The organism is Flavobacterium hibisci, assembly GCF_020026925.1.
Lineage (GTDB): Bacteria > Bacteroidota > Bacteroidia > Flavobacteriales > Flavobacteriaceae > Flavobacterium > Flavobacterium hibisci.
Genome location: NZ_JAIQDW010000001.1, coordinates 119,194 through 140,949 on the forward strand (window position 1 = coordinate 119,194; position 21,756 = coordinate 140,949).

The 21,756-nt window shown below is 34.7% G+C and carries 14 protein-coding genes; 10 read left to right on the plus strand and 4 right to left on the minus strand.

Annotated features, from left to right (window positions below):
* Positions 1-38: 38 nt before the first annotated feature.
* The 4 genes from K8B81_RS00420 to K8B81_RS00435 all read left to right on the plus strand — a co-directional run bounded on the left by K8B81_RS00420 (position 39) and on the right by K8B81_RS00435 (position 6,844).
* Positions 39-3,044, plus strand: a complete 3,006-nt coding sequence (locus tag K8B81_RS00420; protein WP_223678132.1) for a SusC/RagA family TonB-linked outer membrane protein — start codon at positions 39-41, stop codon at positions 3,042-3,044.
* An 18-nt stretch (positions 3,045-3,062) separates the two neighbouring features.
* Positions 3,063-4,871, plus strand: a complete 1,809-nt coding sequence (locus K8B81_RS00425) for a RagB/SusD family nutrient uptake outer membrane protein (protein ID WP_223678133.1) — start codon at positions 3,063-3,065, stop codon at positions 4,869-4,871.
* A gap of 22 nt (positions 4,872-4,893) precedes the next feature.
* Entirely contained in the window at positions 4,894-5,961 is a 1,068-nt protein-coding gene (locus K8B81_RS00430) for a DUF5627 domain-containing protein (protein ID WP_223678134.1), read from the plus strand.
* A gap of 184 nt (positions 5,962-6,145) precedes the next feature.
* The gene (locus K8B81_RS00435) at positions 6,146-6,844 is read left to right on the plus strand and encodes a DUF1826 domain-containing protein (protein WP_223678135.1); all 699 of its coding nucleotides are present in this window, start codon (positions 6,146-6,148) and stop codon (positions 6,842-6,844) included.
* A gap of 65 nt (positions 6,845-6,909) precedes the next feature.
* Here K8B81_RS00435 and K8B81_RS00440 read toward each other — a convergent pair whose 3' ends face one another.
* Both K8B81_RS00440 and K8B81_RS00445 read right to left on the minus strand, forming a co-directional pair.
* The gene (locus K8B81_RS00440) at positions 6,910-7,347 is read right to left on the minus strand and encodes a response regulator (protein WP_223678136.1); all 438 of its coding nucleotides are present in this window, start codon (positions 7,345-7,347) and stop codon (positions 6,910-6,912) included.
* A gap of 43 nt (positions 7,348-7,390) precedes the next feature.
* Positions 7,391-11,728: a PAS domain S-box protein gene (locus K8B81_RS00445; RefSeq protein WP_223678137.1), complete on the minus strand. Its 4,338-nt coding sequence runs from the start codon at positions 11,726-11,728 to the stop codon at positions 7,391-7,393.
* A gap of 489 nt (positions 11,729-12,217) precedes the next feature.
* On the opposite strand from K8B81_RS00445, the gene K8B81_RS00450 reads away from it, so the two are divergent.
* The gene (locus K8B81_RS00450) at positions 12,218-12,397 is read left to right on the plus strand and encodes a hypothetical protein (RefSeq protein WP_223678138.1); all 180 of its coding nucleotides are present in this window, start codon (positions 12,218-12,220) and stop codon (positions 12,395-12,397) included.
* Between the two features lie 81 nt (positions 12,398-12,478).
* On the opposite strand, the gene K8B81_RS00455 is transcribed toward K8B81_RS00450, so the two are convergent.
* Complete coding sequence (locus K8B81_RS00455; protein ID WP_223678139.1) at positions 12,479-14,320, minus strand: glycoside hydrolase family 97 protein; 1,842 nt, start codon at positions 14,318-14,320, stop codon at positions 12,479-12,481.
* Between the two features lie 446 nt (positions 14,321-14,766).
* Here K8B81_RS00455 and K8B81_RS00460 point away from each other — a divergent pair, with 446 nt between their 5' ends.
* From K8B81_RS00460 to K8B81_RS00475, 4 genes are all read left to right on the plus strand, one after another.
* A complete protein-coding gene (locus K8B81_RS00460) occupies positions 14,767-15,687 on the plus strand; it encodes a helix-turn-helix domain-containing protein (RefSeq protein ID WP_223678140.1) in 921 nt (306 codons plus the stop codon).
* Positions 15,688-16,061: 374 nt separating this feature from the next.
* On the plus strand, positions 16,062-16,988 hold the full coding sequence (locus K8B81_RS00465) for an alpha/beta hydrolase family protein (protein ID WP_223678141.1): 927 nt from the start codon (positions 16,062-16,064) through the stop codon (positions 16,986-16,988).
* A gap of 263 nt (positions 16,989-17,251) precedes the next feature.
* On the plus strand, positions 17,252-18,646 hold the full coding sequence (locus K8B81_RS00470; RefSeq protein ID WP_223678142.1) for an aldehyde dehydrogenase family protein: 1,395 nt from the start codon (positions 17,252-17,254) through the stop codon (positions 18,644-18,646).
* Positions 18,647-18,756: 110 nt separating this feature from the next.
* The gene (locus K8B81_RS00475) at positions 18,757-19,779 is read left to right on the plus strand and encodes an LLM class flavin-dependent oxidoreductase (RefSeq protein ID WP_223678143.1); all 1,023 of its coding nucleotides are present in this window, start codon (positions 18,757-18,759) and stop codon (positions 19,777-19,779) included.
* A 235-nt stretch (positions 19,780-20,014) separates the two neighbouring features.
* Here the strand turns inward: K8B81_RS00475 and K8B81_RS00480 are convergent, their stop codons facing one another.
* A complete protein-coding gene (locus K8B81_RS00480) occupies positions 20,015-20,476 on the minus strand; it encodes an Lrp/AsnC family transcriptional regulator (protein ID WP_223678144.1) in 462 nt (153 codons plus the stop codon).
* A 156-nt stretch (positions 20,477-20,632) separates the two neighbouring features.
* Here K8B81_RS00480 and K8B81_RS00485 point away from each other — a divergent pair, with 156 nt between their 5' ends.
* A complete protein-coding gene (locus K8B81_RS00485) occupies positions 20,633-21,625 on the plus strand; it encodes a bile acid:sodium symporter family protein (RefSeq protein WP_223678145.1) in 993 nt (330 codons plus the stop codon).
* Positions 21,626-21,756 lie beyond the last annotated feature (131 nt).

A 21,756-nucleotide genomic window follows, 5' to 3' on the forward strand; every position in this document is an offset into this window, starting at 1 on the left:
TTTTTATATGCGCAATACACACTCTTTTTTCATTGAAAGTGAGTGCTCAAGATAGTAAAATAATAGTGTCTGGTGTTGTAGTTAATGGTAAAGGAAATCCCATTTCAGGAGCAACAATTACCGGAGTAAACAACCAGACAAGTGTTGCTAATGAAACTGGCGAGTTTGGTTTGACAGTTGATAAAAATAGTTTCTTGACTATAAATGCGCCAGGATACAAAACCACTTCTGTTGAAGCAAAAACGGACTTACAAACAATAGTTTTACAATCTACTGAAATGGTACAGGTTGCGTTTAATACAGTTGATAAAGCTGATATTCTGGGTGGAGTTTCAACTGTAAACATAGCGAATATGTTACCAAGTAATTATACAACGAATAGTTTAGACAACTTATCTAGTTATATTCCTGGTTATCATGGAAACATTTGGGGTATGAACGGCAGAATAGTATTGGTTGATGGGGTTCCTCGTGATGAATTTAATGTTATTCCCTCTGAAATGGAAGAAATTACTGTGTTAAAAAGCGCTGCCGCTGTTGCATTATATGGAAGTCGTGCCGCTAAAGGAGTAATTTCTATTACGACAAAAAGAGGTGCAGAAAAGAAGAATAGGTTTGATGTGCGTTTAAACACTGGAATAATGGCTCCAAAACGTTTTGCAGAGTACTTAGGTTCAGCTGAGTATTTAAGCTTATATAACGAAGCACTTGTAAATGATAAGATTTCAATTGTTAACAATGGGGCTTATACTTCTGACACAGATTTAGCAAATTATGCGTCTGGTACAAATCCATATCGTTATCCTAATGTTGACTTTTATTCATCTGACTATCTTAAAAAATTCTCCAGACGTTCTGAAATAGTGACTGAATATACAGGTGGAAATGATAAAGCTATGTTTTATGTCAATGTAGGAAATTACAATACCACTACTTTACTTGACATAGGAAATGGCAAAAAAGAAGGAGAAAATCGTTTTAATATCAGGGGAAATCTGGATATTAAGTTAAGTAGTATGATTACCAGTAAAATCAATACTAGTGTTACTTTTTATGATGGTAATTCTGCACAGGGGAATTTTTGGGCAAATGCGGCTACCCTTAAACCAAATTTAATATCCCCTCTAATTCCAATTAGTTACTTAGATAAAGCAGATGCAGCATCTTTGGCTTATATAGAAAGCAGCCCTTTCATAATAAATAACCAATATTTTTTAGCCGGTACTGCTACACAGACAACCAATCCTTTTGCGGATATTTATACTAAAGGAATTATCAAAGGAACTTATCGTAAATATCAATTTGATGCTTCATTGAATTTTAATCTGGCAAGCATTCTAAAAGGATTGACTTTTGATACCCAATTTGCTATTGATTATAATACGCAGTATTCTCAAAACATTGATAATAATAGTTATGCTGTCTATACACCTACATGGGCCACTGATGCAGATGGTGATTACATTTCAAAGTTAACCAGGGTAGGTGCTGATTTAAATAATAATTCACGATCTCTGGATAATGCTTATCAGCGTCAGACCAAGTTTTTTTCAGGAGCACTTAAATACAAGTTTGATTATGACAAAATACATAACTTCTCAACAATGTTGGTTGCACATGGTTATACTCTTGCTGAGTCAGAAGTGTATCACGCCATTGGAAATGCAAACTTAGGGTTTCAGTTCAATTATAACTATAAGAACAAATACTATGCAGATTTTACCCAGAACATGGTTCATTCTGTAAGATTTGCACCAAAACAGCGTGATGCATTTTCTCCAACAGTTTCAGTAGGATGGCGAATAAGTAAGGAGAAATTCTTATCAGAAGCTAAATTTATTGATGATTTAAAATTGACGGCTAGTGCGGGTATCATAAATACAGACTTAGACTATGATGCCAATACAGGCTTTAATTTATTCAGAAGTTCTTATAGTACTAACAATGGTGCTTATTTTTCCTGGCAGGAAGGTCGCCAGCTTAGAACCACAGATGTTCTGCGTGGAGAAAATTATGCTTTGGGATTTGAAAGAAGAAAAGAAATTAGCTTAGGATTAGATGCTTCATTATTTAATAATATGGTTCAGGTAAGTGCATCTTATTTTTATAGCAGACTACTTGGTATTCCCGGACAGGACGTAAATTCGTATCCTAATTTTTTATCAGTTAATAACCCATCTCCTTCATCATTCATACCTTATTCTAATTATCAGGCTGATCAAAGGGAAGGATATGATTTAGGAATCTCTTTGAACAAGCAAATTCAAAAAGTAAATTTAAATATAGGATTTGTAGCAACTTATTATGATACTAAAGCCTATACTAGAAACGATGTTTTATATGTTGATGAATATCAAAAACGCCAGGGAAAACCAGTTGATGCACTATATGGACTAAAAAGTGATGGTTTTTTTAGCGTAGCTGATATCGAAGCTATGGTTAACAAATCTCCTGGAGCTCCTGTACCGCAATCATTTGGTACTGTAAAACCAGGTTCTATAAAGTATGTTGATGTTAATAATGATGGGGTTGTTGATAATAACGATCAGGTTTATTTAGGCAGAGGAGGATACGCCGGTGCACCGCTAACATTAGGTCTTAATACGACCGTTAAATGGAATAATTTTTCTTTATTCGTATTGGCTAACAGCACTAGTGGTTCTTATGGTTTTAAAAGCAGCTCTTATTATTGGGCATCAGGGATAAACGCAAAATACACAGCTGCTATGCGAGGTCGCTGGACAGAGGCAACTGCTGAAACAGCAACGTATCCAAGTTTGTCAACTGGCAATAATGGTGATAATAATTTCCGAAATTCAGATTTTTGGCTATTTAAAAATGACAGAATTAATTTAGCCAGAGTACAAATATCATATGATATTCCTAAGAAATTATTAGCGAAGACTTTTATTAGTAACTTAGGGCTTTATGTTAATGGAAGTGATTTGTTGACCATTTCAAAAGAAAGGCAGCATTTAGAAACAAATATTGGTACTACGCCTCAAATGAGATATTACAGTTTAGGACTAACGGCTGCATTTTAATTTTAAAAATTTAGAATAATGATAAAGAATAAAAACATAGTTGTAATTTTAATTCTATCCGTCTTATTTGTAAGCTGTACAGATCTTATAGATCCGGCTCAGGAAAATATACGTGACAAGAATACTACATATGATGATCCTAACTTTGGACTGGGACTTTTAACTCAGGGCTACGCCAGAATTCCTACAAACGGGTGGTCTTTTAGTGAAGTAGCTACTGATGATGCTGTGACTAACGTATCTACTAATGGATATTTAAGATTAGCTACTGGACAATGGAGCGCCTCAAATAATCCGGCAGATCGTTGGACATCCTGTTTTTCAGGTATTCAATACATGAATATAGTTCTAAAAGAGGTAGATAAAATGACATTTGCAGAAGATCCGCTTGTAGATAATCTTTTTAAAAGCAGAATTAAAGGAGAAGCATATGGACTTCGTGCCCTTTTTATGTACCATCTTTTACAGGCTCATGCTGGCTGGGCTAATGGAACCTTATTAGGTGTACCAATTTATTTAACGGAATTAGATATAAATTCAAATTATAACGTGCCTCGTGAAAGTTTTAATGCCTGTACAGCACAAATTTACAGTGACATCAATAATGCAATAGAGCTTTTGCCGGTAGATTACGTTGATGTAGCCAGCACTAGCAGTATACCATCCAGATACAATACACCTGGAATGACTGCAGCAATCTTCAACCGTGCAATGGGAGTAAGATTTGTTGGGCTTGTTAGTGGACGCGTTGCGATGGCAATTCGTTCTCAGACAGCTTTATTAGCTGCTAGTCCGGCTTATGCTGGTGGTTCTAATGGCACTTGGGAAGATGCTGCCGGATATGCTGCTCAGATTATTGCTCTTAAGGGAGGACTCGCGGGGTTACCATCAACTTTTAATAGTGGTGTATCCTGGTATAGAAATGCATCAGAGATTAGTGCATTATCTGCAGGATCCAATTCACCAGAAAGTTTATGGAGGGGTGGTACTTCTAACAATAATGATTTAGAACGCGATCATTTTCCGCCTAGTTTATTTGGTAACGGAATTGTAAATCCTACTCAAAATTTAGTAGATGCTTTTCCAGCAAGCAATGGTTATCCTATTTCTAATCCTCTTTCTAATTATAGTTCGTCCAATCCTTACGCTAACAGAGATCCAAGGTTGAATGAGTTTATTCTTTTTCAGGGTGGAAGAGCTGGTGTGACTAATGCACAAGTGAATTTGATTCCTGCTACCAATCCTGTTAATCAGGATGCCGTAAATGCAGTAACCACTTCTACCCGTACAGGATATTACTTAAAAAAGTTATTAAGACAGGATGTTAATTACAATCCTACTGGCAGAAATACACAGCTTCATTACAGGCCACGTATTCGTTATACTGAGATATATCTTAATTATGCTGAGGCTGCTAACGAAGCGTGGGGATCAGTTGCTGATCCCAGATCATATGGCTTTACAGCTTATGATATAATTAAGGCTATACGCAGAAGGGCTTTAGGTATCACTAATGATCCCTATTTGGAGTCTATAAAAACAGATAAGGTTGCCATGCGTGAATTAATCCGTAACGAACGCCGTTTAGAATTAAGTTTTGAAGGATTTCGTTTTTGGGATTTGCGTCGATGGAAAGTTTCTCTTCCAAAGCTAAATGAACCGGCTATGGGTATTACAGTTTCCGGTACTACAGCTAGTCTGGTTTATAGTGCACCAGCTGTTGTAGAGGAAAGAGTATTTCAGGATTATATGTATTACGGGCCTATTCCATACAGTGAAACTCTAAAATTTAATAATCTATTTCAAAATGATGGATGGAATAATTAGAAACAACTTAATGATACAAAAAATGAAAAAATTAATTTTAGCTTTATTGGTACTAACATCTCTACTAGGATGCGAGAATGAACCCATCACATATGACGATTATGATTTTTCGGCTGTATATTTCCCTTACCAATATCCAATCAGGACTATTACTTTAGGAGAAGATATATTCGATAATAGTTTGGATCTTCAGCATAAATGCAAAATTATGGCTACACTATCAGGTGTGTATGACAATAAAAAAGATGTAACCATTAATTTTGTTGTTGCAGATACTATACCTAATAAGTTTAATTTTGTTTTTTCCCCGCAAACAAATCCTGTAAGGGCAATCCGTCCTATGCCACGCAATTATTACACTTTGGCATCAGATCAAATTGTTATTAAAAAAGGTGATATTTCAGGAGGTGTTGAAGTGCAGCTAACAGATGCTTTTTTTAATGATCCTCTATCTTTACAGGCAAATTATGTAATTCCGTTAATAATGACGACCGTTACTAATGCAGACACTATTTTAAAAGGGAAGCCACTTATTGCCGGGACATCGCCAAGAAGGTTAAGGTCAAAACAATGGGATATAGTTTCGAAAGATTATATATTATATGCTGTAAAATATATTAATACTTGGCATGGTTTTTATCTTAGACGAGGTAAAGATGTTGTTACAGGGGCTGTAAATACTACAATTGTCAGACGTCCAAAAGACGTTCAGACTTATGATTCTGGAATTGAGAATGTTTCAAAATGGCTAGTTAATTTAAATTCTACATCTCTTAAAGGATTGAAATTTCCTGTTACTTTAAAAGATGCTGCTAATGCAGATTATACTTGTAATTTAAATATCACTTTTGATGATAATGGCAATTGTGAAATTACGTCATCTGATCCATCTGTTTTTACTGCCACAGGAACTGGTAAATTTGTAAAAAAAGGAGAGAAAAATAGTTTCGGTAATGTTGATAGAGATGTCCTTTATCTGGATTATACAATTAATCATCCGGGAAAAGGTATTACAACACAAACAAAAGATACACTCTTGATGAGAAATAGAGGTGTTGTTATGGAAACTTTTGGTGTCGTAGAACAATAAAAGTTATACAGTTAAAAAATACAAAATACCTTAAATGGCAGCAGTTTATCTGCTGCTATTTTTTTATGGTAATTTCTGATTCATTAAATTAACACATACTAATAAAAGTTTTAAAGCTATAAATTATCACAAGTATCTAATATTACATAATTTTGTAATATCTGATTTATTTTAATAGTACCCTATGAATAAAACATTTTATACAAGCAGCCAGATAGGTATCGTATCTAGTTTCTCTGACCTCGTACAGACAGATTTCAAAGGAGAAATGAATGCACTATGCTGGTATAGAAATTTAGAGGGTGATTTTAGTGAGATTGTAGATAAATTGAATTTAAAAGAAAATATAACAGAAATTTATCCTGAAGATTTAAATGCAATTCAGTTATCAGAAAAGGGAGACATTGCAAGAAAAATAATTTTACATGATTTAAAATTATTATCCGATTTTGGAGCTTCACCTTCTCTTAATTTAATAAAATGTTATGAACGCGATGATGAATTTGATTTCATATCTACTGATGTGTATTCGTTTCACGTTGATCGTTCGCCCATTCCAACAGACACTTTTTTGTGCACCTATCACGGAGCTTCAGGAGATATAATAGCTAATTCACAAGCAGAGCAAAAAGTACTAATTCCCGGAATCCGTTCAAAGCTAAAAGAGTTACATGATAGAGCAGAGGAGGAGTTCGAAAACTTTTTAACAGAGAATTACTTTGATTTGCATTATAAAATGCATGATGATGCAGAGCCAGTTAATTTAGGATTAACACATCTCTGGCGTCTGGCTGTAGATCATCCAAACCAAAGTGTACATCCTTGTATTCACAGGGCACCAAAAGAAAATGATGGGGAATATCGTTTGTTATTGATTTGTTAGAAGAAATGAGCCAGTAATCGATGTATGTATAGAACCTTTTTTCTTAATAAAAAGAATTATAAACTTTATTCTGAATATTTTTCGAAATGCTTTTTTACAATTTCCTCGAGCATTGTACCACTTAAAGTTTTTTGTCTGTAATCAGCGATCTCTTTTATAGTATCAGCTTTTGCTTTATCTGCAGGGTTGAAAGAACTGGTGAGCATTATAATGCTGATTTTTTTCTTTCGGTCTTCAGATATCAGATTCTTATATTTTTTTATAAATTCCCAACCGTCCATAACAGGCATATTTATGTCCAAAAAAATTAAATCTGGCTGTGGGTTTATTTCGTGCTGAGATTCAAATTCTCCTTTACTGCAGAGGTAATCAATCGCTTCTTTTCCATTTAGAGCCACCTGAATGTGTTCTGCAATATTTGATTTTTGTACGATTTTTTTATTGATAAAATTGGTAGCAAAATCATCATCTATTAATAAAACACAGTTTAATTTCTTTTCCATTTTATATAACTTTTTGTTCTCACTTTACGTTACGCTTATTGTCTTAGTTAACTGGTAATGTCCATTTGAAAGTGCTTCCCTCATTATATTTAGATTCGACCCAAATCCTTCCGTTATGATGCTCAATAATTTTTTTACAGTGTGACAAACCTATTCCGGTTCCATGATATTCATTACGATTATGTAAACGTTTAAAAATAACAAAAACTTTATCAGTATCTTCTTTTTTGATTCCAATTCCATTGTCAGTAACTGAGAACACCCATTTCTTGTCTTCTATTACTGCTGCTATTTTTATTTTTGGATTTACATCTTTTTTTCTGAATTTGATACTGTTACTAATCAAATTTTGAAATAATTGTCTCATTTCGGTAGCATTAGCTTCAATTGTTGGCAGATTTTCATATTCTATTACAGCATTGCTCTCGTCAATGCTGCTTTTCATATCCAGGATTACATCTGCAACAATAGTATTGAAATCTATAATTGTTTTTTTCCTTTCTTTCCCAATTCTGGAATAATCTAAAAGTCCTTTGACTAATAACTGCATCCTTAAAGTAGAACTACGAATAAAACCCAGATAATGCTGCTGATCTTCATCTAATTTACCAGCTAATTCTTCTTCAAGTAATTGAGAGCAATGACTTACAGTGATTAATGGTTCTTGTAAATCATGGGATGCAATGTAAGCAAATTGTTCCAGCTCAGTATTTTGAAATTCAAGTTTCCTGTTTTTAGAAAGCATCTCATCCTGCAAATGTCTTCTTTCATTGATATTTCTCATTGTTCCTTCAATATTTACAGGCATTCCTTTTTTGTCATATAAAACATGAGCATTTATAGAAAAATATAAAGGTTTGCCTTGAGGGTCATATAGCTGAACATCAAAATCAGAAATATGGCCATTTGTTTTTAACTTTTTTAAGAAAAGGGCCTTGTTTTTTTTATTATGATAATAATCGAACACTGATTTTCCTATAATGTCTGAACTTGGAATCTGGAAATTCTTTTCAAACGACGGGCTTACATCCAGGAGGATTCCTTCCATAGTAATTTTCATATATATATCCTGAAAGTTTTCATAGATTGATCTAAATTTTTCCTCACTTATTTTTAGATTTTTTTCAGTTTCTATTTTATCACTGATATCACGTACTGAACCTACAATATAGTCTGGTTGATTATTTTCATCAAAGATTATTCTGGCATTGACAGAAACCGTATATAATATGGTATTGACTTTTATTTGTACATCATAGTTTTTTATTTCCCCCACACTTTTTAATTCCTCGAGTATATACTTTCTGTCTTCGAGGTCATAATAAAAATCGGCAAAGTTGCTACCTATAACTTCTTCCTGCTGAATGTTAAAATAGGAGCAGGAAGGACTAATATCTATTATTTTTTGATCTTTTACCGATGCTCTAAAGAAAACATCCCGTACGCTTTCAAAAATAGTACGGTACTTTTTTTCACTTTCCTTAATTTTCTCATTAGCTAATTCTATTTCCAATTCGGTTTTTTTTCTTTCACTAATATTTCTCATAGTTCCCTCAATATAGGAGGGAACATCATCAATATAGCGGAGCTTTGAATTTACAGAAAAGTACAAAATTTCTCCATGATTGTTTACCAGACGCTTTTCAAAATCATTAACTTCTTTTTCTGCAATAAGGGTTTTGATAAATTTATCAGCATCATCAGGATTATAATAAAAATTTTTAAAATTGCTTCCTATAACAGATTCCCGACTCAAATTAAAGTGTTTTTCTACCGATGGACTGATTTCCATTACAGTACCATACAAATCTCTTCTAAAATATATATCTTCAAAACTTTCATAGATGTAACGGAAGTTTTCTTCGCTTATCTTTAAATTTTCTTCAGCTACTCTTCGCTCCGTAATGTTTCGTAAAGCACCAACTAAGAATTCTGGTTTTCCCTTTGCATCACGAACTACTTTAGCATTGATTGAAACGTAATAATGCTGGTTCTTTATAATAATTTCGTTGTTAAAATCAATAATTTCATCATTTATAGTTATTATTTCTGTCATTTGATTCAATTGGTCTATGTCAGGATATATGTTATAAATGGATTGTCCAATAAGTTCTTCTCTTGTTATACCGTTGAAATAGCTGCATGACGGACTTACATCTAATATGGTGTTGGTTTTAAGATCTGTTTTAAAGAAGACATCCTGCACATTTTCAAATAAAATGCGGAAGTCCTGCTCGCTTTTTTCTATTTTATGATGTTGTTGACTGATTAATAGCTGGTTTTGTTTCCATTCATCCAAAGAGCGTACTGTACCCTCAAAATGTGACGCATTCAGTTTTTTATTGTAAATTAATTTTGCAGTCATAGAAAAGGAGCTAACCTGGCCATTTTTCTTAATCAATTCAATTTCATAATCTTTTACTTCACCATTCGCAATCAGTTCCTGCTTAAGTTTTTTTCTTTCATCCGGGTTGACATACAGGTTACTCATATTTATAGTGAGCATTTCTTCCCTCGTATAGCCCAGATAATTGATGATGGATGGACTAACTTCATATAAATTACCTTCTGGAGAGGATATGAAATAGACATCCATCACGTTTTCAAAAAATGAGCGGAATTTTTCTTCACTTATTTTTAGGTTTTCTTTTGCAAAATGATTTTCAAATGATTTGGACAAAATATTAGTTATAGCTCCTATCAGATCGATTTGCTCCTGTATATAACTGACAGAACTGTCCCTTTGCTTCAAGGAGCCTATTTCTAATCTGCCATATTCTTCTCCGTTTAATATTATAGCTTTTCGGATAGACCAATCAGTTTCTTTGTCTTTAGCCGTATATTCGTATTCAGGAACAATAATTCTGCAATTGGTACTTTCGGGAAATTGAAATGCATTTGGAATAATTTTTACACAACTGGCAATCATATCTGCTATTGAAAGCGAATCATCACTATTGATTTCAAAAATATTTTGTAAACATGTAATTTCTTTAATACGTCTATTTAAAATCTGATTGCTTTTTTCTAATTCTGTTTCGTTTAATTTCTGTTTGGTTACATTGATAGAAATAGTACTTATACCAATGATACTATTATCTTTGTCTATTATTGGAGATATGAAGTTGTTCCAGTAATTTCCTAAATGGTTTTTCTCCTTGTCTTCCTCTATATGAATATTTCCGTTTAGTACAGACTGGTAAATTTTCTGTGTCTGTTTTCTTGCTTTCGCATCATTAATGTATTCAAACATATTGTCACCCGTTTTAATATCAGATCCGTACAGATCCCTCATATTATTTTTATGAGTTAAATTAAAATTGATGTACTTAAAGTTAGTGTCTAGCGTAAATATACTCATGCCGTTTGGGCTTTGCATAGTGGCTTCTAAAATGTTTTTTTCAATATTAAGTTTATGTTCACTTTCGCTTAACTTACTTGTTTTATTACGCTTTTCTTCGAGTATGCCATGCAAAAAAAGTATCGAAACAAAATTAACAAACAGAAAAAGCTGTAGCATCAAAAAACTGTATGACCATTTATAATTATGATATTCATCAGCATAGAGTGATGTTCCATATAAAGAAATAATAGTTACTAACACAACTATAAGAGTTATAACTTTTAGGTTAAAGCGGTATGCCGCCCAAACGAGAAAAAAAAGAATAATAGACTCATTGTGCGCATTGCTGGTAAATACAAACACAGAGGCTGTTATTGTAAGTAAAGTAAGGGCTATTACTTCTATTTTTTTATTGAAAGTCCAGTGCGTATCTTTTGTGGTTTTGTATAGCCAGGACAGTACAAAGGGAGTAAATAAAACAGCTCCCAAAATATTTGACCTAATAAGGGTATGCCAGATTGAAATGAAATTATTAATATTAACAAATGGAGTGACAGTAAGAAAAATAGTGCCCAAAGATATACTAAGAATACTGCCAACCATGCAGGCAAAAGTGAAATACAATACATTAATACCTTTGTCAAACGGATATTTGCTTTTGCACCAAACCTGTATTAAATAGGATACACTAAAGGCATTAAGCCCAATAAGTATAGGTCTCAAAATACAAAATGAAAATATCTCTAATAATTTTTCAAAAGTAGTGGCACTTCTAATGTTAGGTTCAAATAACCATAGAGTAAATAAGAAGCTTCCCAGAAGGACACCAAAAATTGCATTTCTTCCTAAAATGATGACCGCAGCTATGCTAAAACCAACAGCTGGAAAAAATGGGGCAATTTTTGTTTCAGGTATAAAAGCAAGACTGGAAGTTTTTGCTATTATAACATATAAAATTGCAATTACAATAGTAGTTTTTATTTTCGAATTCAAAAAAGATAATTTATGATATTCGCCTTCATTTACGTGTACATTCATCTTTGCTGTTTTTGAAAATTCGCTGTTTTTAATTAATTACCAGATAGTATTTTCAATGATTTCTGTATCATTACGGTTAAATTGCATTTTGCGGCTACAAACTTAATATCGAATTTTTATATTTTATTTTTTTAAAAATATAAAACATTGATTTCTAGTATTTTATTTTCCTTTAAAAAGTTGCTTTTAGTTTTCCTTTTTAGAATTGAACTTTGTAATATTTCTTTATTAATTTACGAAAAAAAATAATTTGTGACACAGAATGTACAAAAAAATAGGCTGCAATAGTTTATCTCTTTGTTTTAGATTAGAACAATTGGAAATCAATTTATTGTAGAATAAAGTTAAAATCAATTAAAATTTTGAAAATCAACCAGCAAATATTATAAGGAAAAAACATGAATGCTTAATAACTTTAAAATATTCGAATTCAAATTTTGGTTTAGAAAAAAAAATTAATCGTACAAATTCTAAAAATGATTTAAGATTATGAAGATACAATTTAATTCAAAATTGATATTAATCGCTGTATTTACCGGATTATTTTTTTCATGTAAAAATAATATAAGTGGAGGAGTTGGCAGTGACGGAAAAAACCTTGATTCTATTACAACGAATCCAGATAGTACAAAAGTACTTAAAGACACCTCAGATAAATTAAAAAAGTAGGTCAATCTGTTGCCGTATTTCTGTAAGTATAAATAAAAACCGCCTGTTAAGACGGTTTTTTTGCTGAATGTTAAAAGTAATTTATTTTTCAAATAAAATACAAGCCCCTCCGCCAGGAGCTAGTTTAATATCGATAAAATCGCTGCTGCTAACTTTTTTAGAAATGATTTCATGGCTTACTTTATTAGTTCTGAAATCTGCATCTTTTCCATCCTGAATGATCATTGCTTTATAACTGCCTATTCTTAATACCGAAAGTGGAATACGAAGTGAACGGGCATCTTCGTTGGTGGCAGCAGCTATCAGCCAGTTTCCATCTGCTGCCTGACGCGCCATAACAATATATTGACCGATTTCTCCGCTAATTGTTTTACTTTCCTGCCAAGGCTGCTGTTGTGCACTAATAAACTTTAATAGTTCCGGATACTTATTGTAGTTTTCAGGAATATCAGGAATAATAGTTGCTCCTGAAAATGTTATTAGCGTGCGTGCTGCCTCTGCCGTAATTGTAGCAGGTACCGGCATTGGATTGTCAACTCTACCTTTTTGCTCCATATCAAAAGTGCCGTTGTTCATATCAAGCGGGCCTGCTATCATGTTCACAAATACAGATGTAACAAAGGTTTTCGGTTGAAATACTCTTCGTGCATCCGACTGTGCCTGACAAAACTCACGTGTCACTGCGTTAGGCCAGGTTCTCATTTGTCCGTATGGATGAACAGGCCCATCATGAAAATCGACCATTAAATGGTTTTCCGCACAAATTTTTGTTATATGTTGAGTGTGTATATTTTTTTCCTCCGGACTGCCTTGCATAAAACCATATTTTACACCGGCAGCTCCCCAGTCTCCGTATTGTTTTAATGTTTTTTCTAAAGGATAATTTTTTCCTCCAACATCATTCAGATATAGCCAAATGCCAACATTTTTTTGTTTTCCATAAGCAATTATCTGATGTACCTGTTCAACTTTGCCTCCTTTCAAAGGATCCGATTCTTTGCTAAATTCTTCACCGTACCAGTTGGCGTCTAATACCAAAGATTTCATTTTATTTGCAGACGCCAAATCAACCATGCGTTTCCATGATTCCACTGACATTTCATATTTAAATCCATCGGCTACGGCACCATTAATACGCCAGTCCCATACAGCAACACCTGATTTAACCCAAGAAAAATCGGCTCCCTTCGCTGGTTCAGGATTGAGTAATTCGATCAGGTGTGAATCAATTAAATCTCCAGGAGTTCTTCCGTACATGACAACCCTCCATGCTTTGGCATTTTTAGAAGGTACAGAAAACAAAGTTGTTTCCTTTTTTGGCTCTAAAAGTAATGGTTCGCCACTTTCAAGATTGGCTTCATGCACTGCCATATAACTATTTTCTGCCGCTTTGACAACCATTACAGGTTCGCGGATTTCATTTGCTTCAGATAACTTTTCAGGACCTATATTATGTCTTTCTCCATTATAATACCAGGCAGAGTAGTTGTCTGCAAAATTAAATTCTGTAAATTCTTTCTCCGAAGTTAATCCTTCATATCTGAAAGCCATTCCATCATTGTAAACCCTTACTTTTATTTGATAAGAAGTGAGATCTATTATGACCTGGTTGTAATGATCAGGTACATTTTTCCTTTTGCCCCAAACAGGTTTCCAGACACTTTTTACAGATGAATTAATGACTTTATTCCAATGAATATTGTTTGGTGATTCTAACCCAAGCTTTGATTGTTTTATCAATAAATGATTATCAGCCCGAAAACTGTATTCGATTCTATTTAAGCTGGTTTGCTCAATTTGAACTACGAGTTTTTTATCCGGAGAAGTAACAGTTACGGAATGTTTCTGTGATTGTGCTAATAGAATTGCCGGCAATTGAATGCAAATAAATGCAATTACAATTAATTTGTTTTTAAACCTCATTTTTATTTTTTTATTGTCAAGAAAAGACCCAATCATATTTGTGGTAACGAAAGAATTCTATGAATTTAAAAATACATTCTGCCGTTTAACCTAAATAACAAAACTAATCAATCTCAATAATAAAAAATAATTTAATTTCAATTGCGAATTCTATAAAATATGTTTTTTTCTGGCTTATCCTAAATCCAAACAGATTCTGGTCTGTTGATGAAAAAATAACTATCATCTGCACATGTAAACCCACTGTAGTTTACAGAGGTAATACCATGCCAGTATTTAACACAAATCATGACAAAAACTATCACTTTTTTAAATGTAATTCCTGATTACGCAAAGAACTTTTTTCATTTTGGTTACAAAAGTACTCATTTCAGTTACGGACATTTATTGCTATAATATATAACTTTACTCTTTCTAAACGTTGACCAGTATTATAATGTATCATTATGAAAAAAGAAAACAGAAATAATGAAGATTTCGAATCGATTACCAATATACACAGAGCATTTGGGCTGCCGGCACCACAACATCCACTGATCAGTATTTTGAATGCGCAAGATCTAAGAGGTTCAAAACGGCCCTCAGGCGCTCATGTATTGCATTTTTACAAAATTTCATTCAAGACAGCACTGAGCGGAAAGGTGCGTTACGGACAGAGTTTTTACGATTTTGATGAAGGAGGTTTATTGTTTGCTTCCCCGAACCAGGTCATCGGAAGTGATGGCGATGCAGATACAGAAGACTTATCCTTTTATACAATGCTGATTCATCCTGATTTTCTGCACGGTTTTCCTCTGGCCCGTAAAATCAAACAGTATGGTTATTTCAGCTATGGCGCCAATGAAGCGCTGCATCTGTCTGAAAGCGAAAAGACAATTATTCTGTCGGTCTTTCATATCATCGAACAAGAACTTAATAGCAGGGTTGATGAATTCAGTCAGGAAGTCGTCTTATCACAAATAGAACTACTCTTGAATTATGCCAACAGGTTCTATAAGCGACAGTTCATTACCCGAAAAATGGTCAGCAATAATACACTTGAGCGCCTGGAAGCTTTGCTTGACGATTATTTTGATAATGAAAAGACAGCGAGCCAGGGCATTCTGACAGTACAGTTCCTATCAGAACAGCTTAATGTTTCATCAAGCTACCTTAGTGACATGCTGCGATCCTTGACAGGTATGAATGCCCAGCAGCACATTCACAACAAACTTGTAGAAAAAGCTAAAGAAAAGCTGTCGCTGACTTCATTGACTATTGCAGAAATCGCTTTTGACCTTGGCTTTGAGCATCCGCAGTCTTTCAGTCGTTTTTTCAAGATGAAGGCAAAAGTATCACCGGTTGAATTTAGACAAATGTTTAATTGATCATAGTGTACAATTAGGTATAGTTCAGTGCATCCAGCATTACCAAATACGGCTAAAGGCCGTATTTTTTTTGCCTGCTGGTGGCCACTTAAATTAATTTTTGTTCCCGATCACATTCATACTTTATACTATTGTTTGGCTGTAATAAAAGAAGATTCATTTCGGTTAGGCATTCCCCCGGTTCAGTTATGATTCAGCACGGTTACTTATAGAACTTTGTCATGTAATAAAAAATCAGCATTTCATGACAATTTTAATACTTAAATATAAAGCAGTTATCTGGATCGCTGCTTCGTGCCTAATATCTTTTGGCCTCTGTGCTCAAGAAAAGGTTTCTTCCGTATCCAACAATCAAAATAAAAATTTATAATAAGATGAAAAATTCCGAAACTCCTGTAATGTCTTACGGTCCAATTGTAATGCCTGTAGCCGACCGTCACGTCGACCTTCAAATGAAAGTAACTGCACCTGCAACAGGTGGTAACCTGCCTGTTCTTATTCTTTCTCATGGTCACGGTCGATCAAACTTCCTTTCTTCAATGTACGGATATGGACCAATGGCCGACTTCTTTTCAAAAAATGGATTTGTGGTTATTCAGCCAACCCACCAAAATTCAAAATTACTGGCACTTGATGCAAACCTTCCTGAAGCTCCGCTGTTTTGGAGTTCACGCCCAAAGGACATTACATTTATTATTGATAATCTTGACCACATTTTATCTACAGTTCCAGGCCTGAGCACTCGTGTCAACAAGGATCAAATAAGTGTGGTTGGACATTCTATGGGAGGGCATACTGTAAGCATGCTGGCCGGAATGGAGGTTATTCATCCTGATACTGCTAAAAAAGTCAATGCCATTGAAAAACGTTTGAAGGCTTATGTGATGATTGGAGCGCCGGGTGCTCCTGCGGGACTTGTAGAGTTCGCCAAACAACATTACCCTGTGATGAATAATGCTGATTTCTCAACTATGACCCAGCCTGTGCTTGTAGTAAATGGGGATAAAGATATAAATCCGAATTTTTCGGAAGTTGACAACTGGCGCGCTGATGGGTATTATTTAAGCCCCGGACATAATAGCCTGCTTACAGTATATGATGCAGAACATATTTTTGGAGGAATCTCAGGATACGATTCTAATGAAACGACCGATGAAAGTCCGGAAAGAGTAGAATTCGTGAACCAATGCATTCTTACTTACCTGCGTAGTGCCTTAGATTCCAATGATACAAGTTGGGCTGATACTCAAAAGGAACTCAATGATATCCCAGGCGCTAAAGGCCGTATTGATATTAAATAATGCAGAATGTGAACTACAGGAAATAGTTTGTAAATGTTTTTAAAAAGAAAAAAGAAGCCGACTTAGTTGATCCGGCTTCTTTTTCTATTACCTCAAGAATTGAAATTGGAGCAATAAATTCAGAATTATAATAGAGGATTTTTTAATGAGAAAACACATTGTTTTTATCAACAATTTGACTAAATTTAAGTAACAAACCCTGTTGTACTAATTTTTTAGATAGTAAAAGCAGGATTTTTAGATTTACTTATTAAAAAACAATTATGAAAAATACCACTAAAATAATTTTCCCATACGATCAAAACCTTGTAAAAGAATTGCCCTTAATTGATAAAGGTAACGTTGAAAATATATTGACGACTGCTTACAATTTATTTATTGATCAGCAAAACTGGATTCCTGCTTTTAAAAGAATTGAAATATTAGAAAAAGCAGCTTTAATAATGAAGGACAGAAGCGAGGAACTAATTCATATCGCTATCAGTGAAGGTGGAAAACCTTATAAAGACTCAAAAGCAGAAATACTGAGAGCCATAAAAGGCGTGAAATTAGCAGCAGAACATATATCGCAGATTAAAGGAGAACAAATTCCGATGGGACTTACAGAAGCTTCTGTAAACAGAATTGCTTTTACATCAAAAGAACCTATTGGCGTTGTGGCGGCTGTCAGTGCATTTAATCATCCATTAAATTTGGCAGTACATCAAATTGTTACAGCTGTTGCGGCAGGTTGTCCGGTCATATTTAAACCCGCAAGCAGCACGCCACTATCAGGTCTTGCTTTGGCCGATATTTTGAAAGAAGCTGGTTTACCCGAAGGATGGCTGCAAGTAGTTTTATGTGACAATGAAACCGCAGAATTGTTAGTTACAAATCCGAGAATTAATTTCCTCACTTTTATTGGTTCAGCGAAAGTCGGTTGGTCGCTAAAAAGCAAATTGTCTCCGGGAACACGTGCTGCATTAGAACATGGTGGCGCCGCTCCTGTAATTGTAGAAAGGGATGCTGATTTTAGTGAAATGATTCCCGATTTGGTAAAAGGGGGCTTTTATCACGCAGGTCAGGTTTGTGTTTCAATCCAGAAGATTTATGTCAATCAGGAAATTGTGGACCATTTTATTGACCAGTTTTCTGAAGCAGTCCAAAAATTAATTGTTGGAAATCCTTTTGATGAAAATACAGATGTAGGTTCGCTTATAACACCCAAAGAAGTTAATCGTGTCGAGGAATGGGTGAATGAAGCAATTGAAGAAGGCGCTAAATTAATAACTGGCGGAAAACGTATTTCTGACACAACATTTCAGCCAACCGTTTTGTTTAATCCGTCTGAGGATTCAAAAGTATCAAAATATGAAATTTTCGGTCCTGTTGTCTGTATTTATCCTTTCACAAGTAGGGAAGAGGCCATAACAAAAGCAAATGCATTAGAAGTTCATTTCCAGGCCGCTATTTTTACAAAAAATATTGATATTGCATTAGATGCTACAAAAAAACTAAACGCTACAGCTGTTATGGTAAACGACAATACCGCCTTTAGAGTGGATTGGATGCCGTTTGGCGGAAGAGACGCTTCCGGACTTGGAATGGGCGGAATATCATATACAATAAATGAAATGACAAGAGAAAAGCTAATGGTATTTAAAAGCAAATCACTCTGATTAAGGATATAAAAGGCAACAGAATTGACCAGGAATACACAAAATTTCGGATTGTATAAATTACTGAATTTTGATGCGTATATTTGGAATAGTAAAAAATTAAATCATTTATGAAGAATATAGGATTTTTATCATTTGGACATTGGTCAAATAATCCTTCCTACGGATCTCGTACAGCGGGAGATACACTTCTTCAGTCGATCGATTTAGCTGTAGCGGCAGAAGAATTAGGTATAGATGGGGCTTATTTTCGGGTACATCATTTTGCGCAACAGCTAGCTTCTCCTTTTCCTTTACTTTCGGCCATTGGTGCCAAAACCAATAAAATTGAAATAGGAACAGGCGTAATTGATATGAGGTATGAAAATCCGTTGTACATGCTGGAGGATGCCGGTGCTGCCGATTTAATATCGGGAGGACGTTTACAATTAGGGATCAGCAGGGGATCACCGGAGCAGGTGATAGACGGTTGGCGTTATTTTGGTTATGAACCTAATGAAAATGAAACAGATGCAGACATGGGACGCCAAAAAGCACTACAATTTTTAGAAGGACTTAAAGGCGAAGGATTTGCAGAACCAAATCCGTATCCAATGTTTCCAAATCCGCCGGGATTGTTGCGTATAGAACCACATTCTGAAGGATTGAGAGAAAGAATCTGGTGGGGTGCTGCGTCTAACGCAACCGCTGTCTGGGCTGCAGAAAATGGCATGCATTTGCAAAGTTCTACCCTTAAGTACGACGAAAATGGTAAACCTTTTCATATTCAGCAGGCTGACCAGATACGATTGTACAAAGAAGCCTGGAAAAAAGCCGGACATCAACGTGAACCAAGAGTTTCTGTAAGTCGTTCGATTTTTGCATTAATGAATGATCAGGATAACTATTATTTTGGTTCGCAAGGAAAAGGAGCTGATAGTTTTGGCTATATTGAACGAGATAAAAGAGCAGTATTTGGAAAAAGTTATGCTGCGGAACCGGATAAGTTAATAGCAGAGCTGGCTCAGGATGAAGCTATACAGGAAGCAGATACCATTCTTCTGACTATTCCGAACACTTTAGGTGTCGATTACAATGTACATATTTTGTCATCAATTTTGGAGCACGTTGCACCAGAATTAGGTTGGCGATAAAATTGTAGAAAACAAACAGAAGCCCTCGCATTTTAACATGGAGGGCTTTTTATTTTAAACAGACGAAAAATTCCTTTGTGAGAAAATTAAACCATAAAATTTCAAATCGTAAAGACTTGAAATGGGTATAAAAAAAGTGATAACCTTAGTTCTTTCCTTAAGTGACATCCAGTTTACAATTTATGAACCTAAATAATAAACCGATTCTAAGCCGAAATTAAAATCAACAAAGCCTTTATAGATTTATGTTGTGCAGGTTTTTTATTTCTGACATTACAAAAGTGCTCTGCGTACTGCCGATACTTTCGACGGAACCTAATTTATTAAAGACGAAATTCTGATAATGTTTCATATCCTTTGCGAAAACCTTAAGAATAAAATCATAATCTCCTGAAATATTATAGCATTCTACCACTTCATCAATTTTCATAATATCCTCGACAAAGCTGTTGCCGATGTTACGATCATGCTGTTTGAGCTTTATATTGCAAAAAACAATAAATCCATGTCCAAATTTCTCATGGTCAATTAAGGCGATGTACTTTTTGATGTAACCATTATTCTCCAGCCTCTTTACACGCTGCAGTACAGGAGTTGGTGACAGATTTACCTGTGCACTAAGTTCCTTAATAGTAAAACTTGAATTATTTCCTAATATTTTCAGCAAAAGCAGATCGGTAGTATCTAGTTCTTCCATAGAATAAAAAACTTTTTAAGTTTCAAAAATACATTTAAAAAAGTAAATAATACTTTTTTTGTCTCATAAAACAGCTGAATTCTCTTAAGTATCAGTATTGGGAAGCTTTTTTAGTTGTATAAGATAACTTTGCGTAGAAAATTAAACTGAATAAAATTGAAGAAGTTGTTAAAAATATTAAGTAAAGCAGGTTTTGACGGTTTTTTATTAATGATTGGCACTATGATTTTGCTGGCTTATTTTTTACCGAATCCTGGTATGGTCAAAGAACCTGTTTCGTTGGAAGAGATCGCAAATGTAGGCGTGTCGTTGATTTTCTTTTTTTATGGTTTGAAGTTGAGTGTTGAAAAACTAAAAGCCGGGCTTGCAAACTGGAAAATGCACATTGTGGTTCAGTTAACAACCTTTTTGTTTTTTCCGCTCATCGTTTTGGCTTTTCGCCCCTTGTTTGTCAACTCCGGATTTGAGCTGCTTTGGCTGGGTGTATTTTTTCTGGCGGCTTTACCGTCAACAGTTTCCTCTTCTGTGGTCATGGTTTCCATCGCCAAAGGGAATATTCCCGCTGCCATTTTTAATGCGAGTATTTCAAGTTTGATTGGAGTAGTGGTTACGCCACTGTGGGTTGGGCTGTTCATCGCTTCTGCAACAGGCGATTTTGATGTCACTGATATCTTCATAAAGCTGATTCTTCAAGTCTTGCTTCCTGTTATTATCGGTATCACCCTCAACTCCCGCTTTGGCACCATTGCTGAAAAATATAAGAAACAGCTCAAATATTTCGATCAGGGAGTTATTCTCACTATCATTTACACATCTTTTTGTAAATCATTCTCCGAGCATCTTTTTGAAGGCTTCACTGCCGTCGAACTTGCCGGACTCGCTGCGGGGATGATAGGATTATTTTTTGCTGTATTCTTTTGTGTCGGATTGCTCAGTCGTTTGTTTGGCTTTTCAGACGAAGATCGTATTACGGTCTTATTTTGTGGCTCTAAAAAGTCATTAGTCCACGGTACCGTAATGTCAAAAGTACTTTTTCAGCACAGTACCATCACCGGCATCGTATTGTTGCCACTCATGCTTTACCATGCTTTTCAATTGATCGCTGCCAGCATCATCGCTCAGCGAATGGCTCGACGAAAAGAAGTATAATTTTATTTACGGCCAGTGTTCTTTATTAGTCTCAAAAATAGTTAAAACTATGTACTTTAGTGCATTTTCCTTTCAGGTTCTAAAAATATTCACCGCAAATTCGAAAATTATTTTTTACTTTCCAAGTCTTT

Coding starts and splice junctions, on each gene's coding strand:
- K8B81_RS00465 (WP_223678141.1), top strand. CDS start 16,062: ATGAAAAATTCCGAAACTCCTGTAATGTCTTACGGTCCAATTGTAATG.
- K8B81_RS00445 (WP_223678137.1), bottom strand. CDS start 11,728: ATGAATGTACACGTAAATGAAGGCGAATATCATAAATTATCTTTTTTG.
- K8B81_RS00470 (WP_223678142.1), top strand. CDS start 17,252: ATGAAAAATACCACTAAAATAATTTTCCCATACGATCAAAACCTTGTA.
- K8B81_RS00460 (WP_223678140.1), top strand. CDS start 14,767: ATGAAAAAAGAAAACAGAAATAATGAAGATTTCGAATCGATTACCAAT.
- K8B81_RS00425 (WP_223678133.1), top strand. CDS start 3,063: ATGATAAAGAATAAAAACATAGTTGTAATTTTAATTCTATCCGTCTTA.
- K8B81_RS00480 (WP_223678144.1), bottom strand. CDS start 20,476: ATGGAAGAACTAGATACTACCGATCTGCTTTTGCTGAAAATATTAGGA.
- K8B81_RS00430 (WP_223678134.1), top strand. CDS start 4,894: ATGAAAAAATTAATTTTAGCTTTATTGGTACTAACATCTCTACTAGGA.
- K8B81_RS00455 (WP_223678139.1), bottom strand. CDS start 14,320: ATGAGGTTTAAAAACAAATTAATTGTAATTGCATTTATTTGCATTCAA.
- K8B81_RS00450 (WP_223678138.1), top strand. CDS start 12,218: ATGAAGATACAATTTAATTCAAAATTGATATTAATCGCTGTATTTACC.
- K8B81_RS00440 (WP_223678136.1), bottom strand. CDS start 7,347: ATGGAAAAGAAATTAAACTGTGTTTTATTAATAGATGATGATTTTGCT.
- K8B81_RS00475 (WP_223678143.1), top strand. CDS start 18,757: ATGAAGAATATAGGATTTTTATCATTTGGACATTGGTCAAATAATCCT.
- K8B81_RS00435 (WP_223678135.1), top strand. CDS start 6,146: ATGAATAAAACATTTTATACAAGCAGCCAGATAGGTATCGTATCTAGT.